The organism is Streptomyces sp. NPDC002886 (assembly GCF_042888445.1).
GTDB lineage: Bacteria > Actinomycetota > Actinomycetes > Streptomycetales > Streptomycetaceae > Streptomyces.
Genome location: NZ_JBIAPV010000002.1, coordinates 987,580 through 1,002,563, shown reverse-complemented (window position 1 = coordinate 1,002,563; position 14,984 = coordinate 987,580). Strand labels below are relative to the sequence as shown.

At 74.1% G+C, this 14,984-nt stretch carries 12 protein-coding genes; 8 read left to right on the top strand and 4 right to left on the bottom strand.

Translation table 11 applies throughout. The features are described 5' to 3' along the window. Positions 1 to 169 precede the first annotated feature (169 nt). Complete coding sequence (locus ACFYYB_RS10760; RefSeq protein WP_389434569.1) at positions 170 to 724, top strand: HNH endonuclease; 555 nt, start codon at positions 170 to 172, stop codon at positions 722 to 724. A gap of 66 nt (positions 725 to 790) precedes the next feature. Here ACFYYB_RS10760 and ACFYYB_RS10755 read toward each other — a convergent pair whose 3' ends face one another. Next, complete coding sequence (locus ACFYYB_RS10755) at positions 791 to 3,829, bottom strand: beta-N-acetylglucosaminidase domain-containing protein (protein WP_389434567.1); 3,039 nt, start codon at positions 3,827 to 3,829, stop codon at positions 791 to 793. Positions 3,830 to 4,227: 398 nt separating this feature from the next. On the opposite strand from ACFYYB_RS10755, the gene ACFYYB_RS10750 reads away from it, so the two are divergent. Genes ACFYYB_RS10750 through ACFYYB_RS10740 form a run of 3 tightly spaced genes read left to right on the top strand, consistent with a single transcriptional unit; the run spans position 4,228 to position 6,824 of the window. Continuing rightward, complete coding sequence (locus ACFYYB_RS10750; RefSeq protein WP_389434565.1) at positions 4,228 to 4,476, top strand: hypothetical protein; 249 nt, start codon at positions 4,228 to 4,230, stop codon at positions 4,474 to 4,476. A 15-nt stretch (positions 4,477 to 4,491) separates the two neighbouring features. After that, entirely contained in the window at positions 4,492 to 6,564 is a 2,073-nt protein-coding gene (locus ACFYYB_RS10745) for a 4-alpha-glucanotransferase (protein ID WP_389434564.1), read from the top strand. 20 nt (positions 6,565 to 6,584) lie between these two features. Then, a complete protein-coding gene (locus tag ACFYYB_RS10740) occupies positions 6,585 to 6,824 on the top strand; it encodes a hypothetical protein (protein WP_389434562.1) in 240 nt (79 codons plus the stop codon). A gap of 133 nt (positions 6,825 to 6,957) precedes the next feature. Here ACFYYB_RS10740 and ACFYYB_RS10735 read toward each other — a convergent pair whose 3' ends face one another. Continuing rightward, positions 6,958 to 7,449 (bottom strand): MarR family winged helix-turn-helix transcriptional regulator, encoded by a 492-nt coding sequence (locus ACFYYB_RS10735; protein WP_389434560.1) that lies wholly within the window; start codon positions 7,447 to 7,449, stop codon positions 6,958 to 6,960. Between the two features lie 128 nt (positions 7,450 to 7,577). Here ACFYYB_RS10735 and ACFYYB_RS10730 point away from each other — a divergent pair, with 128 nt between their 5' ends. Genes ACFYYB_RS10730 through ACFYYB_RS10720 form a run of 3 tightly spaced genes read left to right on the top strand, consistent with a single transcriptional unit; the run spans position 7,578 to position 10,410 of the window. Further along, positions 7,578 to 8,528: an EamA family transporter gene (locus ACFYYB_RS10730; protein WP_389434559.1), complete on the top strand. Its 951-nt coding sequence runs from the start codon at positions 7,578 to 7,580 to the stop codon at positions 8,526 to 8,528. 51 nt (positions 8,529 to 8,579) lie between these two features. Beyond that, entirely contained in the window at positions 8,580 to 9,497 is a 918-nt protein-coding gene (locus ACFYYB_RS10725) for a DMT family transporter (RefSeq protein WP_389434558.1), read from the top strand. A gap of 10 nt (positions 9,498 to 9,507) precedes the next feature. Continuing rightward, positions 9,508 to 10,410 carry a LysR family transcriptional regulator gene (locus ACFYYB_RS10720; RefSeq protein ID WP_389434556.1) on the top strand — a complete coding sequence of 301 codons (903 nt, stop codon included), beginning with the start codon at positions 9,508 to 9,510 and terminating at the stop codon, positions 10,408 to 10,410. A gap of 172 nt (positions 10,411 to 10,582) precedes the next feature. On the opposite strand, the gene pepN is transcribed toward ACFYYB_RS10720, so the two are convergent. Beyond that, positions 10,583 to 13,165, bottom strand: a complete 2,583-nt coding sequence (gene pepN / locus ACFYYB_RS10715; RefSeq protein WP_389434554.1) for an aminopeptidase N — start codon at positions 13,163 to 13,165, stop codon at positions 10,583 to 10,585. A 139-nt stretch (positions 13,166 to 13,304) separates the two neighbouring features. Here pepN and ACFYYB_RS10710 point away from each other — a divergent pair, with 139 nt between their 5' ends. Next, a complete protein-coding gene (locus ACFYYB_RS10710; protein ID WP_389434553.1) occupies positions 13,305 to 13,814 on the top strand; it encodes a DUF1203 domain-containing protein in 510 nt (169 codons plus the stop codon). Positions 13,815 to 13,892: 78 nt separating this feature from the next. Here ACFYYB_RS10710 and ACFYYB_RS10705 read toward each other — a convergent pair whose 3' ends face one another. Next, a complete protein-coding gene (locus tag ACFYYB_RS10705) occupies positions 13,893 to 14,921 on the bottom strand; it encodes an aspartate-semialdehyde dehydrogenase (protein WP_389434552.1) in 1,029 nt (342 codons plus the stop codon). Between the last annotated feature and the right edge of the window lie 63 nt (positions 14,922 to 14,984).

Genomic DNA, 14,984 nt, shown 5'->3' with positions numbered 1-14,984 from the left:
CGTGTTCGAGGGAGAGACCAGACTCACGCGGGGATGAAGCGGTTGTGGTCGAAAACACCTCGGACCCGTTACGGGCGCGTGGTGGCGCTTCGACCAGCCGTAAGGGGAGACTGGAAAGCAGATCGTCCCGGCGCGAGCCACGCGCCGCCGGCGTTATAGGAGGCAGTCCGTGCCGCACGTCCTGGTCCTCAACGCGTCGTACGAGCCCCTCGGCGTCGTACCGCTCCGTCGCGCGCTCGTCCTCGTCCTGGAGAACAAAGCGGTCTCCCTGGAAGAATCCGGCGCCTTTCTGCACAGCGCGACACGGGCCGTCCCCGCGCCCAGCGTGGTTCGGCTCAAGCGCTTCGTGCGGGTCCCCTACCGGGGGCCCGTTCCACTCACCCGCCGCGCGCTGTTCGCCCGGGACGGCGGTCGCTGCATGTACTGCGGGGCCGTCGCCACCAGCGTCGACCACGTCATCCCGCGCAGCCGGGGCGGGCAGCACGCCTGGGACAACGTCGTCGCCGCGTGCCGTCGCTGCAACCACGTCAAGGCCGACCGGCACCTCGTCGACCTCGGCTGGCGCCTGCGGCACCAGCCGGCTCCGCCGTCGGGGCTGGCCTGGCGGATCATCGGGACGGGGCACCGGGATCCGTGCTGGATGCCGTACCTCCAGCCGTACGGGGCGGAGGATGCGCTGGATCGCATCGGGGTCCCCCTCGCCGCCGCGGCGGTCGCGTCGTAGCCCCCTGAGCGGGGGCCCGCCGCGGGCGTGCCCTGCGGGGCTGTCGCCGCAGGGCTGCCCGGCCGTCTACGGGGCCATCGCGAAGGCTTCCGCGCCCAGGAGGCTGCAGCCGTAGCGGGTGGCTCGGGCCTCGCAGGTGACCCGGACGAAGCGGGCCGGGGCGGCCGCCGGGTCCAGGTGGACGGAGTCCACCCCGCCGCGGGACGCGACCGTCGCCGACGGGTGCCAGGCGACACCGTCGGAAGAGGTCTCCACCCGGAACCGGGACGGGTAGGCATCCTGCCAGCGCAGGCGCAGCAGACCGATCCGCGCCGCGGCCGGCAGCTCCGCCTGCCACCAGGCCCCGTCCTCCGCGGGCGAGGACCACCGGGTGGAAGCGGAATCGTCCAGCGCCCCCGACGCGGGAAACGCCGGGGTCTCGTCCGCCGAGGACGAGGCCACGGCCGCCCGCAGCAGGTTCGGGCCCGCCGTGCGCGGATGGGCGCGGACCTTCAGGGTGTGCGTCTCGGAGCCGAAGGCGACCGGGACCTCGTAGGTGCCCGGCGCCGTGCCCGCGGCCACCGTGACCTCCACCGGGACGGTCGCCGTCGTACCGCGCGCGGCCGCCGCCGTCTGGGGCAGGCGCACCGAGATCCCCGCCGGCGGCGTCGCCGACAGGGGTCCGTGGACCTCGCCGGGACGCAGCGCGGACAGCTGCGCCGTGATCCGCTGCGCGCTCCCGCCGATCTCCGCGTCCACGGTGTCCGGCAGCTCGAAGCGGGCCTCCGGGCCGTCCGCCGTCCACGGGACCACGCTGTGCACGGCCGGGGCAGGGCCCGACCAGACGAGCCGGACCGCGTCGGCCCGCAGGCCGCCCACGTCCGCCTGGGTCCAGCCCGACGCCGCCGCCTCGGCGACCTTGCGCCAGCCCTCGCCCGGTACGTGGGCCTCGATCACGGCGCCCCGGCTGCCCGCCGGCAGCGGGTCCGTCATCACGGTCACCACCGACACCGGCCGGGCGGTGGACAGCGCGACCGTCCACGCGTCGGCCTGCCGGGTCACCGTGCCCGGCGCGCGGGCCGCGCCGGTCCACGCGTCGGCCTCGGCCGCGGCCCGGGCCAGGAAGGGGTCCAGCACCGCCTTGTCGACCCGGGCGGTTTCCGCCCCGTCCGCCCCGGACAGCTGCGCGCGGGCGGCGCCGAGGGCCTGCGAGGCCCGCCAGGCCGCCGCCCCGTCCCCGCGGCCCTGCGCCTGGAGGACGTCGAGGGCCAGCTCCCCGGCCGCCCCGTAGCGGGCGAGCCGCGACAGCCAGGGCCCCGCCTCCTGCGCGAGCGAGGGCAGCCGGTCCGGGGCCTCGCGCAGCACGCGGAAGGCGGCGCGCAGCCGTTCGCCCGCCGCCGGGTCGCCGGCGCTCCGGGCCCGCCAGAACTCGTCCATCAGCGGGACCAGGTAGGCGGACTCGGGCTGGGCGAGGCCGGAGGAGGCGTTGTTCCCGGCCAGCGCGGCCAGCGCCTCGCGGGCCTTGGGGTCGGGTCCGGCGAGCGAGGCCACGGCCGCCGCCCAGGAGTCGGAGGCCCGGTAGCCGCGCGGGTTCCAGGTGAAGTCCGCCGCCGTGAACAGCGGGATGCGCGACAGGGTGCCCTGGGGCATCGCGTTGGCCAGCACGGCCGCGGAACCGCCCGCGACCACCGGGTCGCGTCCCGCGTACGGGCCGAGGAAGATCCGGCCCGGGTCCCAGTCGTTGACCGGGTAGTTGTCCATGGTGACCAGCGGGTGCTGCCCGAGCGCGGAGCGCGCCGCGGTCATCTCCGGCCCGGTGATCGTGCGCGGCACCACGCCGACGCCCGTCCAGGCCACCTCGACCCGCCCGTCCAGGGCCTGGGCCAGCGCGGTCCGGTAGGGCGTCGCGCCCTCCTGGTAGTACTCCGTCGGCAGCAGGGACAGCGCGGGCGCCCCCGGATAGCGCCGGGCCAGGTGCGCGGCCAGTTCGCCCGCCACCTCCGCGTGCGCCTTCGCGGCCGCCGCCGGGCCCCTGCCGTACCGCTCGCGGTCGGACCGGCAGCCCCACTCGGTGTAGCTGACGTCCTGGAACTGCACCTGGAACGCCCGGAACCCGAGGTCCCACATGGCGTCCACCTTGCGGGCGAGCGCCGCCCGGTCCGCCGAGGAGGCCAGGCACATCGACTGCCCGGGCGCCACCGCCCAGGCGAGCACCACCTTGTTGGCGCGCGCCCGCTCGGCCAGCTGCCGCAGTTCGGCGGCCTGCGCCGCCGGGTAGTCGCGGCGCCACTCCGTGGTCCGGTACGGGTCGTCGCCGGGCGCCAGCAGCAGCCGGTTCAGCTTGGAGCGGCCCATGAAGTCCACCTGCGCGAGCCGCTGTGCGGCCGTCCACGGAGTCCCGTAGAACCCCTCCGTGATCCCGCGCACCGGCGCGGACGGCCAGTCCCGTACGAGGACCCCGGGCACCTTTCCGCCGCCCTGGGCCAGCAGTTGACGCAGCGTCTGAGCCGCGTGGAACAGTCCGTCCTCGCCGGCGCCGGCCAGCGCGACCGTGTCCCGCCCTTCGACGCGGCCCACCGCCAGCCGGTAGCCGCCCGCCGGGAGGTCGCCGGCCGCGTCCGCGCCCAGGGCCCGCAGGGCACGCTCCGCCTCCGGCCCCTGGAGCCGTACGACGGGGCCCGCGGCGGGCAGCGGTTGCCCCTCGGCCCGCTCGTGCAGGGTCCGTACGCCCGCGTCGCGCAGGGCCTCGCGCACCACCTGGGCGGCGTACGGGTCCACACCCGCGGGCAGGACCAGTACGGCCTCGGCGCCCAGTGGCACCGCGCGCGCCGGGTCGGCGGCCGTCGACTGCGGGCGGGGATACACCGCGGGCCCCTCGGCGGCGGCGCGCGCCGGATCGGAGCGGGGGTCGGGCAAGGGGGCGGTGGCGGGCACGGGCGCCGGGTCGCGCAGCGCGGCGGGAGCCGCGGGCGCCGATCCCGGGTCCGGGGCGCTCGGCGAGTCCGGCGCGGTCGGCGCGGCGAAGGCGGTGGGGGGACCCACCACCGCCGAGCCGCTCAGCAGGGCGCCGATGACGGCGACCGCCGCGGCCGTGGCCGTGGCCCGCTTGCTGCCCCTGGTCTGCACGGAGCCACCCCGTCCCGAGTCGTCCCCCGCTCGTACGAATGAGCCAGACCCCACCATCCGTACGCCGGGGTGTCAACGCCGGCGGGTGATCTGACCTGGATCCGCCAGGAATGCGATGCCGCCGACTGGGTAGGGCTGGGATGTCCTCCGGGCCGCGCGCCGGAGGGTGTTCCCGACGTTCCCGCACGCCAGGGCCGGTGGCTCCGGACGCGTGGTGATCGGACCGGAGCTCCGCAACACCTCCCGTGCGCGGCGCGAACGCAGGCACGTCTGTGTGAATTCACGGCTCGCACCGGAGAATTTCCGCTGTCGGTGGTGCGCGGACGGCGCACGGACCGACACAGTGGGAGCCATCCACGGGTCCCGACCGATCCTCACGCACGAAGGAGTGCCTGCCGGTGAACACCAAGGCTGTGAAGACCACCAACGACACCACCGCCATATCCGCCCCGAAACCGCGTCCGCCGCTCGCCCACCTGCCGGCGCAGGCCGACCCCAACGAGCGGACCCTGCGGACCCTGACCAGCGAGCCGTCGCTGGCCGACGCCGCGCACGCGCCGCTGACCAGTGAGCCCCCGCTCGTCTGCGAGGCCCCGCTGACCAGCGAGCCGACCACCCATGCCGCGGCGGCCGCCGCGGGTGACTAGACGACAAGGAACCTGATGGACGACCTCGCCCGGCTCGCGGCCCTGTACGGAGTCGCCACCACCTACCAGCCCGCCGAGGACGTCACCCTCCGGGTCCCGGAGGCCACCGTCGCCGCCGTACTGCGGCAGTTGGGGGTGAACACGGACACCCCCGAGTCCGTACGCGCGCACCTGGCCGCCGCCGAGCACGACGCGGCGCACCGGCTGCTGCCGCGCGTGCTGGTGTGGTGGGCCGGCTCCCGGCCTCCCGTGGAGCTGAGCGCGGTGCCCGCGGGGACCCGGACCCTGCTGGAGCCGGAGGACGCGACCGCGGCGGAGGCGGAGGGGGAAGCCGAGGCGGCCGGGGCGCCGGGGGCGGGCGGCCGTGCGGTGCCCTGGAGCGCGGCCGACGCGGGGGAGCCGCCGCTCGGGGTGCACCTGATCCATGCCGAGGCCCCCGACGGCCGCACCGTCACGGCCACCCTGATCGTGGCCCCCGACCGGGCCCCGGCGGCGCCCGAACGCACCCACGGGCTGCTTGTCCAGCTCTACTCGGTGCTCTCCGAACGCTCCTGGGGCATGGGCGACCTGGGCGACCTCGCGGAGCTGGCGCGCTGGGCGGGCCGCGTCCACGGGGCCGGCTTCGTCCAGGTCAACCCGCTGCACGCGGCCGTGCCCGGCACCCCGACCGACCCCTCCCCGTACCGGCCGTCCTCGCGCCGCTTCCCCGACCCGGTGCACCTGCGGATCGAGGACGTCCCCGAGTACGCCGACTGCCCGGACCGGGCCGCCCTCGCGGAACTGGCCGACCGGGGCGCGGAGTTGCGGCGCGAGGTGCTGGAGAAGGGGGCGCTGATCGACCGGGACGCCGTCTGGGCCCTCAAGCGGACCGCCCTGGAGCTGCTGTACGCCGTCCCGCGCAGCCCCGAACGGGACGCGGATTACGGGGAGTTCCGTGCCGCGCAGGGTGCCGAGCTGGACCGGCACGCCGCCTGGTGCGCCGGGCACGCCGGGGAGGACCCGGAGGTCCGGGCCGACTTCCACCGCTGGCTGGTCTGGCTCACCGACGCCCAGCTCGCCGCCGCCCAGCGGGCCGCCAAGGAGGCCGGGATGGCGGTCGGCATCGTGCACGACCTGGCCGTCGGGGTGCACCCGGAGGGCTCGGACGCCACCGGAGCCCCCTTCGGAGCCCCCCACTACGCCCGGGCCGTCTCCGTCGGCGCCCCGCCGGACGCCTTCAACGCCCGCGGCCAGGACTGGGGGCTGCCCCCGTGGCGGCCCGACCGGCTGGCCGCCACCGGGTACGCGCCGCTGCGGTCCCTGCTGCGGGGGGTGTTCCGGTACGCGGGCGCCCTGCGGATCGACCACGTCATGGGACTGTTCCGGCTCTGGTGGATCCCGGAAGGGGCCCCGCCCGCCGAAGGCGCGTACGTCGCGTACGACGGGGAGGCGATGCTCGCCCTGCTGGTCCTGGAGGCGCACCGGGCCGGAGCCCTGGTCATCGGCGAGGACCTCGGCACCGTGCAGCCGGGAGTCCGTCAGGCGCTGGCCCGGCGCGGGGTGCTGGGCACCTCGGTGCTGTGGTTCGAGCGGGACTGGGGCGGCGACGGGGAGCCGCTGGAGCCGGAGCGCTGGCGGGCCGACTGCCTGGCCACCGTGACCACCCACGACCTGCCGCCCACCGCCGCCAAGCTGGCCGGCTCCCACGTGGAACTGCGCGACCGGCTCGGACTGCTGACCCGGCCGGCGGAGCGGGAGCGCGCCGAGGACGCGGCCGACACCGCGCGCTGGCTGGACGTACTGGAGGACCTCGGGCTCGACACCAAGGGCGAGGAGGCCGCCGTACGGGCCCTGTACGCGTTCCTGCTGCGCACTCCGGCCCGGCTGGTGGGGGTGTGGCTGCCCGACGCCGTGGGCGACCGGCGACCGCAGAACCTGCCCGGCACCTGGGACCAGTACCCCAACTGGCGGCTCCCGGTGGCCGACGCGGAGGGCCGGCCGCTGAGCCTGGAGGCACTGGCCGCCTCGCCGCGGGCGAACGCCCTGCTGGGGGCGGTGCGGGGGGCGGCGGGAACCCGTACGGCACCCCCGGGCGCGCGCGGCGTTTAGGTGTTCGCTACGTTTGCACCGTGGACAAGAAGAACGCTCTGCGCGCCGGCGCCGTCACGGCCGGAACGACGCTGATGATGCTGCTGATGACGTCTCCCGCCCTCGCGGTCACCCGTGACGACGGTGACGACCCGGGTCCGGGCCTGAGCGTCGCCGAGACGCTCGGCCTCTACGTGGCCACGCCGATCGTGCTGTTCCTGGTCATCGCCGGTCTGGTGATGGTCGGCGACAAGTCGCGCAAGACGCAGAACGAGAGCTGACCCAAGATCGAACGAAGGCGCCGGGGGTCCGTGAGGACCCCCGGCGCCTTGTCGTACCCGGGCCCGGTTCCGCGGGCCACGGGGCGGCTTTCGCCGCCGGCCGGCACCGGGTCCCGGACCGGTCGGGCGGTGGCTACGGGAGTCCTGCCATCACCTTGCGCAGCAGGCCGGTGAGCGCCGCGGTCTCCGCCGCGTCCAGCCCGACGAGCGCCTCGTGCTGTACCTCCAGGCCCGCCTCGACCGCCTCGTCGATGAGCGCGAGGCCCCGGTCGGTGATGGTCACCCGGAGCCCGCGCCGGTCGTCGGGATCGGGGCTCCGGCGCAGCAGCCCGGCCTTCTCCAGCTTGTCCAGCCGTCCCGTCATCCCGCCCGTGGTGAGCATCAGCGTGGCCGAGAGCTGGCGGGGCGAGAGGGTGTACGGGGTTCCGCTGCGGCGCAGCGTGGCCACGACGTCGAACTCCCCGCGCGAGATTCCGTAGCGCGCGTAGGTCTTGTCCATCGCGTCGCCCATGGTTCTGGAGATCCGGTAGATCCGGCCGAAGACGGCCATGGGCGCGGTGTCCAGTTCGGGTCGCACCGCGAACCACTGGTCCGCGATCGCGTCGACGGGGTCCTTGTCGGTCATAGGCGCAGTATCCGGCTTCCGCTGATTCGTTGGCAAGAAAGTTGCTTGCAGGAAAGTAGCTTAGCGGTAAGCTACTTCCAAGTGAGCTACTCGCTCGAGCCACTCGTCCCTGCCGGAGGAGCACCGCCGTGAAGCGCGTCACCGCCATCGCCCTGACAGCCCTCGCCCCCATCTCCTGGGGCTCCACCTACTTCGTGGCCTCCGAGCTGCTGCCGCCCGACCGGCCCCTGTTCACCGGGGTGATGCGGGCCCTGCCCGCCGGGCTGCTGCTCACCGCCCTCGCGCGGAAGCTGCCCGCCGGCCAGTGGTGGTGGAAGGCCGCCGTCCTGGGCGGGCTCAACATCGGCGCCTTCTTCCCGCTCCTGTTCCTCGCCGCTTACCGCCTGCCCGGCGGGGTCGCGGCCGTACTCGGCTCCGCGGGACCCCTGTTCGTCGTGGGGCTCGCCGCCCTCCTCCTGGGTGAGCGGGCCAGGCTGCGGACCGTGCTCGCCGCCGTCGTGGCGGCCTTCGGGGTGGGCCTGGTGGTGCTGACCGCACAGGCGCAGCTCGACCCGGTCGGGCTGGTGGCCGGGGTGGTCTCCTCCGCCTCGATGGGCGCCGGCATCGTCATGACCAAGCGGTGGGGGCGCCCGGCGGGCGTCGGTCCGCTGGCCATGACCGGCTGGCAGCTCACCGCGGGCGGACTGATGATCATCCCCGTCGCCGTGCTGGCGGAAGGGGCGCCGCCGGCGCTCGACGGCAGGGCCTTCCTCGGCTACGGATACATGATGCTGATCAACACCGGCATCGCCTACTGGCTCTGGTTCCGCGGCATCGGACAGCTCAGCGCCACCTCGGCCACCCTGCTGGGTCCGCTCTCGCCGCTCACCGCCGCCGTCATCGGCTGGGCGGCCCTGGGGCAGGCGCTGTCGCCGGTGCAGGTGCTGGGCATGGTGATCGCCTTCGGCGCCACCGTGGCGGGGCAGCTCGCGGCGGGCTCGGCGGGTGCGCCGCGGCCCCAGACCGTACCTTTCAGTTCTGCTGAAGAAACCAATCGAAATGTTTCGATGGACCTGACGGGTTCCCCGATGCGACGGTAGACCAACGAACCGACACTCCGAACCCCGAGGGGGAGACACACCGTGGCCGTCATGGACCGAGTCCGCACCGTCCCGCAGGAAGCAGCATCCGGCAAGGCGAAGAAGGGTGCCGCCGGTCTCGGCGTACTCCTCGCCCTGCTCGCGACGGTCGTCTGGTCCGGCAGCTTCGTCGCCACCCGCGGCATGGCCGACAGCATCCCGCCCGTCCAGGCCGTCTTCTGGCGCTGGGTGATCGCCACCGTCGCCGTCGCCCCCTTCGCCGCCCGGCAGGCCTGGCAGCAGCGGGCCCTGATCCGCAAGCACTTCGGCTTCATCGCCCTGGCCACCCTCTTCGGCGTCACCCTCTACAACACGCTCGTCCACCAGGCCGGCCTGACCACCTCGGCCTCCAACATGGGCATGATCATGGCCGCCTCGCCGGTCATCATGGCCCTGTACGCCCGGCTCGGCGGCGAGAAGCTCGGAGCCCGGCGCACCTTCGGACTGGCCCTCGCGGCCCTCGGCGTGCTCCTGCTGGTCGGCAAGGGATCGATCCGCTTCGACTTCGCCGCCGGCGACCTGTGGATGTTCGGCGCCGCCCTGTCCTTCGCCACGTACAGCGCGCTCCTCAAGCGCAAGCCCGCCGAACTGGGCGGCCTCGCCTTCCTGCTCACCACCTTCGTCCTCGGCGCGCTGATGCTCGCCCCGGCCTACGCGGTGTCCGTCAAGGTCCAGGGCGGCTTCCAGGTCACCCCCTCCACCGCCGGCATGCTCCTGTACGTCGGCGTCTTCTCCTCCGCCGTCGCCTTCTTCGCCTGGAACAAGGCCGTCTCGATGATCGGCGCCGCCCGCGCCGGAGTCGTCTACTACCTCCAGCCGGTCTGCGTCGCGGGCCTCGGCCTGCTGCTCCTCGGCGAGACGACCGGCCCGACGCAGCTGCTGTGCATGGCGCTGATCCTGGGCGGCGTGGGTCTGGGTGCCCGGCGGTAGGTTCGGTCCCATGATCGAGTGGGACATCAAGAAGCTGCGGATCCTGCGGACCCTCGCGGAACAGGGGACCGTGACCGCGACGGCCGAGGCGCTGCACATGACGCCCTCGGCCGTTTCGCAGCAGCTGACCAACCTGGCCAAGATGCTGGGGGTCCCGCTGCTGGAGGCCCAGGGCCGCCGCGTGCGGCTCACCGACGCCGCGCACCTCGTACTGCGGCACGCGGAGGCCGTGTTCGCGCAGCTGGAACGGGCCGACGCGGAACTCACCGGATACCTCGCGGGGGAGGCGGGCGAGGTGCGGATCGGGGCCTTCTCCACCGCCGTACCGGTCCTCGTGGTACCGGCGGTCGCCGCGCTGAGGCACTCGCACCCCGGGGTGGAGGTCCGCGTACGGGAGACCGAGGCGGCCGAGTCCTACGAGCTGCTGTCCGCCGGGGTCGTCGACCTCGCGCTCTCCCTGGCCGCGCACGCCCCGACCGCCCGGGATCCGCGCTTCACCCGCAGGACCCTGCTGGAGGACCCCCTCGACGTGGCCCTGCCCCCGGACCATCCGCTGGCCGGAGCCGGGGAGCTGCGGCTCGCGGACCTGTCCGGGGACCCGTGGATCTACGGCGGCTCCGGGCCCTGGTCGGAGATCACCCGCAACGCGTGCGAGGCGGCGGGGTTCGTCCCCGAGCAGGCGCACTCGGCGTCCGGCTGGACGGCGATCCTCGCCATGGTCGAGGCGGGGATGGGGGTGGCGCTGGTGCCCCGCATGGTGGCGAGCCGCGCGGCGGGCGTCGCCGTCCGGGACCTGCCCCACGACCGCCCCACCCGGCACGTCATCGCCGCCCTGCGGCGGGGCTCGGAATCGGCCCCTGCGGTGGCGCACGTCCTGGAGGCCCTACGGTCCGTCGCCGCCGCCCGTCCGTAGCCGCCCCTGGGGGTATCCAGCCCGCCCGGCGTTTGAGGGCACGGGCGCGGAGCGCACGTACGGGTCCGGGCGGAGCCCGGGGAACGGTGGAAGGGCGGGTAGGGGACAGCCCCGCAGGGCCCGGGGCCGGGCGGGCCGGAGTGTCCGGCCCGCCCGGCGTCCGGGGGTCCGGTCAGCTCTGGGCTGCGGCAGCCGCGTCGGCCGCCTGGGCGGTCAGCGCTCGCTCGACGCCCGCGCGGGACTCCGAGACCAGGCGGCGCAGGGCCGCGTTCGGCTCGGCCGAGGCCAGCCAGGCGTCCGTCGCCGCGAGGGTCTCCGGGGAGACCTGGAGGGACGGGTAGAGCCCCACCGCGATCTGCTGGGCGATCTCGTGGCTGCGGGTCCCCCAGATCTCCTTGACCGCCGCGAAGTACTTCTCCGTGTACGGGGCGAGGAGCTCGCGCTGGTCGGTCTGGACGAAGCCGCCGATCACCGCCTCCTGCACCGCGTTCGGGAGCGAGTCGCCCTCGACGACCGACGCCCAGGCCTCGGCCTTGGCCTCCGCCGTCGGACGCGCCGCCCGGGCGGTCGCCGCGTGCCGCTCGCCCGCCGCGGTCTTGTCCCGCTCCAGCTCGGCCGCGATGGCCGGCTCGTCGGCGACGCCCGTGGCGACGAGCCGCTCCAGGAACGCCCAGCGCAGCTCGGTGTCCACGGCCAGGCCCTTGAGCTCGGCCGAGCCGTCCAGCAGCGCCGCCAGGAAGGCCAGCTGCTCCTCGGTGCGGGCCGTCGCCGCGAAGGCGCGGGCCCATGCCAGCTGGTGGTCGCTGCCCGGCTCGGCCGCGCGCAGGTGCTCCAGCGTGGCCTCCGTCCAGACGGCCAGGCCCTGGTCGCGCCAGGCCGGGTCGGCGTACAGCTCCACGGCCAGTTTGACCTGGCGGTGCAGCGACTGGACGACGCCGATGTCCGACTCCTTGCCGATGCCCGACAGGACGAGGGCGAGGTAGTCGCGGGTGGCCAGTTCGCCGTCGCGGGTCATGTCCCAGGCCGAGGCCCAGCACAGCGCGCGCGGCAGCGACTCGGTGAAGTCGCCCAGGTGCGCGGTGACGTTGGCGAGGGACACCTCGTCGAGGCGGACCTTGGCGTACGACAGGTCGTCGTCGTTCAGCAGGACCACGGCCGGACGGGTCCGGCCGATCAGCTCCGGCACGGCCGTCAGGTCGCCGTCGATGTCCAGCTCGATGCGCTCGCCGCGCACCAGCTTGCCGTCGGTCAGGTCGTACAGGCCGACCGCGATGCGGTGCGGACGGAGCACCGGCTCGCCCTTGGCGCCGGCGGGCAGCGCCGGGGCCTCCTGACGGACGGCGAAGGCGGTGATGGCGCCGTTCTCGTCCGTCTCGATCTCGGGGCGCAGGATGTTGATGCCGGCCGTCTCCAGCCACGCCTTCGACCAGGCGGTCAGATCGCGGCCGGAGGTCTCCTCCAGGGCGCCCAGCAGGTCGGACAGGCGCGTGTTGCCGAAGGCGTGCGCCTTGAAGTAGGCCTGCACGCCCTTGAAGAAGGCGTCCTGGCCGACGTAGGCCACGAGCTGCTTGAGGACCGAGGCGCCCTTGGCGTACGTGATGCCGTCGAAGTTGACCAGGACGTCGTCCAGGTCGGTGATGTCGGCCATGATCGGGTGCGTGGAGGGCAGCTGGTCCTGCCGGTACGCCCAGGTCTTCATGGAGTTGGCGAAGGTGGTCCACGCGTGCGGCCACTTCGAGTCCTCCGCGTACGCCTGGCAGGCGATGGAGGTGTAGGTGGCGAACGACTCGTTCAGCCAGAGGTCGTTCCACCACTCCATGGTGACGAGGTCGCCGAACCACATGTGGGCGAGCTCGTGCAGAATCGTCTCGGCGCGCGTCTCGTACGCCGCGTCCGTCACCTTCGAGCGGAAGACGTACTGGTCGCGGATGGTGACCGCGCCCGCGTTCTCCATCGCGCCCGCGTTGAACTCCGGCACGAAGAGCTGGTCGTACTTCGCGAAGGGGTAGTCGTACGCGAACTTCTCCTGGAACCAGGTGAAGCCCTGCCGGGTCACGTCGAAGATCGCGTCGGCGTCGAGGAACTCGGCGAGCGAGGGACGGCAGTAGATGCCGAGCGGGACGGACTGCCCGTCCGTGCCCTCGTAGGAGCTGTGCACCGCGTGGTACGGGCCGACGATCAGGGCCGTGATGTACGTGGAGATGCGCGGGGTGGGCTCGAAGCGCCAGACGTTGTCGGCCGGGGCATCAGGCGTCGGGGAGTTCGAGATGACCGTCCAGCCCGCGGGGGCCGTCACGGTGAACTCGAACGTCGCCTTCAGGTCGGGCTGCTCGAAGCTCGCGAACACGCGGCGCGCGTCCGGGACCTCGAACTGGGTGTACAGGTAGGCCTGCTCGTCGACCGGGTCGACGAAGCGGTGCAGACCCTCACCGGTGTTGGTGTACGCGCAGTCGGCGACGACGCGGAGCTCGTTGGCCCCGGCGGCGAGGTGGGCGAGCGCGATCCGGGAGTCCCGGAAGACGGCGGCCACGTCGAGCGACTTGCCGTTGAGGACGACCTCGTGCACGGCCGGGGCGACCAGGTCGATGAAGGTCTCGGCGCCGGCCTCGGCGGACTGGAAGCGCACGGTGGTCACGGAGGGGTACGTGCCGCCTTCCTGCGCGCCGCTGAGATCGAGCTCGATCTCGTACGAGTCGACGGTGAGCAGCTTTGCGCGCTGCTGAGCCTCTTCACGGGTCAGATTCGTGCCTGGCACGCGGTCATCTCCTTCGATGGTGACGTTCCGGCCCATCCTTCCACGCGGGCCGGGCCACCGCGCCGGAGTAATCCACGGGCGAAACTCGACGTCCGATTTCCGCCAGCTCCGACCGGTCCGCCGGAGCACCCTGGACCCCATGACCACCCACGTGACGCCCCACACCGTGCTCGCCATCGCCCCTTCCGTGCTCTCCGCCCTGCGCACCCTCGACGACGCCGGGCGGCCCTGCGCCCCGTACGCGGACCCGGAGGGCGGCGCTCCGCTGCGCTGCTGCCTGCGCCGCAGCGCCCCCGGCGAACGGATCGCCCTCGTCGCGTACGCCCCGCTGCGCCGCTGGGCCGCCGCGACGGGCGTCGACCCCGGGGCCTACGACGAGCAGGGCCCGGTGTTCATCCACGCCGAGGACTGCGGCGGACCGGCCCCCGAGGCAGGACTGCCCTTCGGGCACCCCGGCGCCCTGCGCACGGCCCGCCGCTACGACGCCGCGGGCCGCATCCTCGGCGGGCGGGTGCTCGACCTCGCCGAGGACCCGGACGCGGTGGTCGGGCAGGCGCTGACGGATGCCTTCGACGATCCGCGGACCGCGCTCGTCCACGTCCGCGCGGCCGAGTTCGGCTGCTACCTCTTCGAGGTCCGCCGGGCCTAAAGCAGGGGCGCGCACGCCGAAGGGCGGCACCGTCACGGTGCCGCCCTTCGCCGGTGCGAGCGGGGATCAGATGCGTGATCAGCCGCGCAGCTCCTCCGCGACCAGCTCCGCGATCTGGACCGCGTTCAGCGCGGCGCCCTTGCGGAGGTTGTCGTTGGAGAGGAACAGCGCGAGGCCGTTCTCAGTGGTCTCGTCGACGCGGATGCGGCCCACGTACGAGACGTCCTGGCCGGCGGCCTGGAGCGGGGTCGGGATCTCCGAGAGCTCGACGCCCGGGGCGTCCCCCAGCAGCTCGTAGGCGCGCTCGACGCTCAGCGGGCGGTCGAAGCGGACGTTGACCTGGAGGGAGTGACCGGCGAAGACCGGCACGCGCACGCAGGTGCCCGACACCTTGAGCTCCGGGATCTCCAGGATCTTGCGGGACTCGTTGCGGAGCTTCTGCTCCTCGTCGGTCTCGAAGGAGCCGTCGTCGACGATCGAGCCCGCGAGCGGGATCACGTTGTAGGCGATCGGACGCTTGTAGACGGCGGGCTCGGGGAACTCCACCGCGTCGCCGTCGAAGGTCAGCTGGTCGGCGGCCTCGGACACCGCGCAGGCCTGGCCCTTGAGCTCGGCGACGCCCGCCAGGCCCGAGCCGGACACGGCCTGGTAGGTGGTGGCGACCAGCGCGGTCAGACCGGCCTCGTCGTGCAGCGGGCGCAGCACGGGCATCGCGGCCATCGTGGTGCAGTTCGGGTTCGCGATGATGCCCTTGGGGCGGTTCTTGATCGCGTGCGGGTTGACCTCGGAGACGACGAGGGGGACCTCGGGGTCGCCGCGCCAGGCGGAGGAGTTGTCGATCACGACGGCGCCCTGGGAGGCGACCTTCTCGGCGAGGGCCCTGGAGGTGGCGCCGCCCGCGGAGAAGAGCACGATGTCCAGGCCGGAGTAGTCGGCCGTGGAGGCGTCCTCGATGGTGATCTCGCGGCCCTCCCACTCGAGGGTGGAGCCGGCCGAACGGGCCGACGCGAACAGGCGCAGCTCATCCACCGGGAACTTGCGCTCGGCGAGGATGCCGCGCATGACTCCGCCGACCTGTCCGGTGGCTCCGACGATTCCGACCCTCACGGTGACTCCTCTGGTACGTACGACGCGGGCGCGCGTGAAGCCATCATGCGTTCGACCCCACGA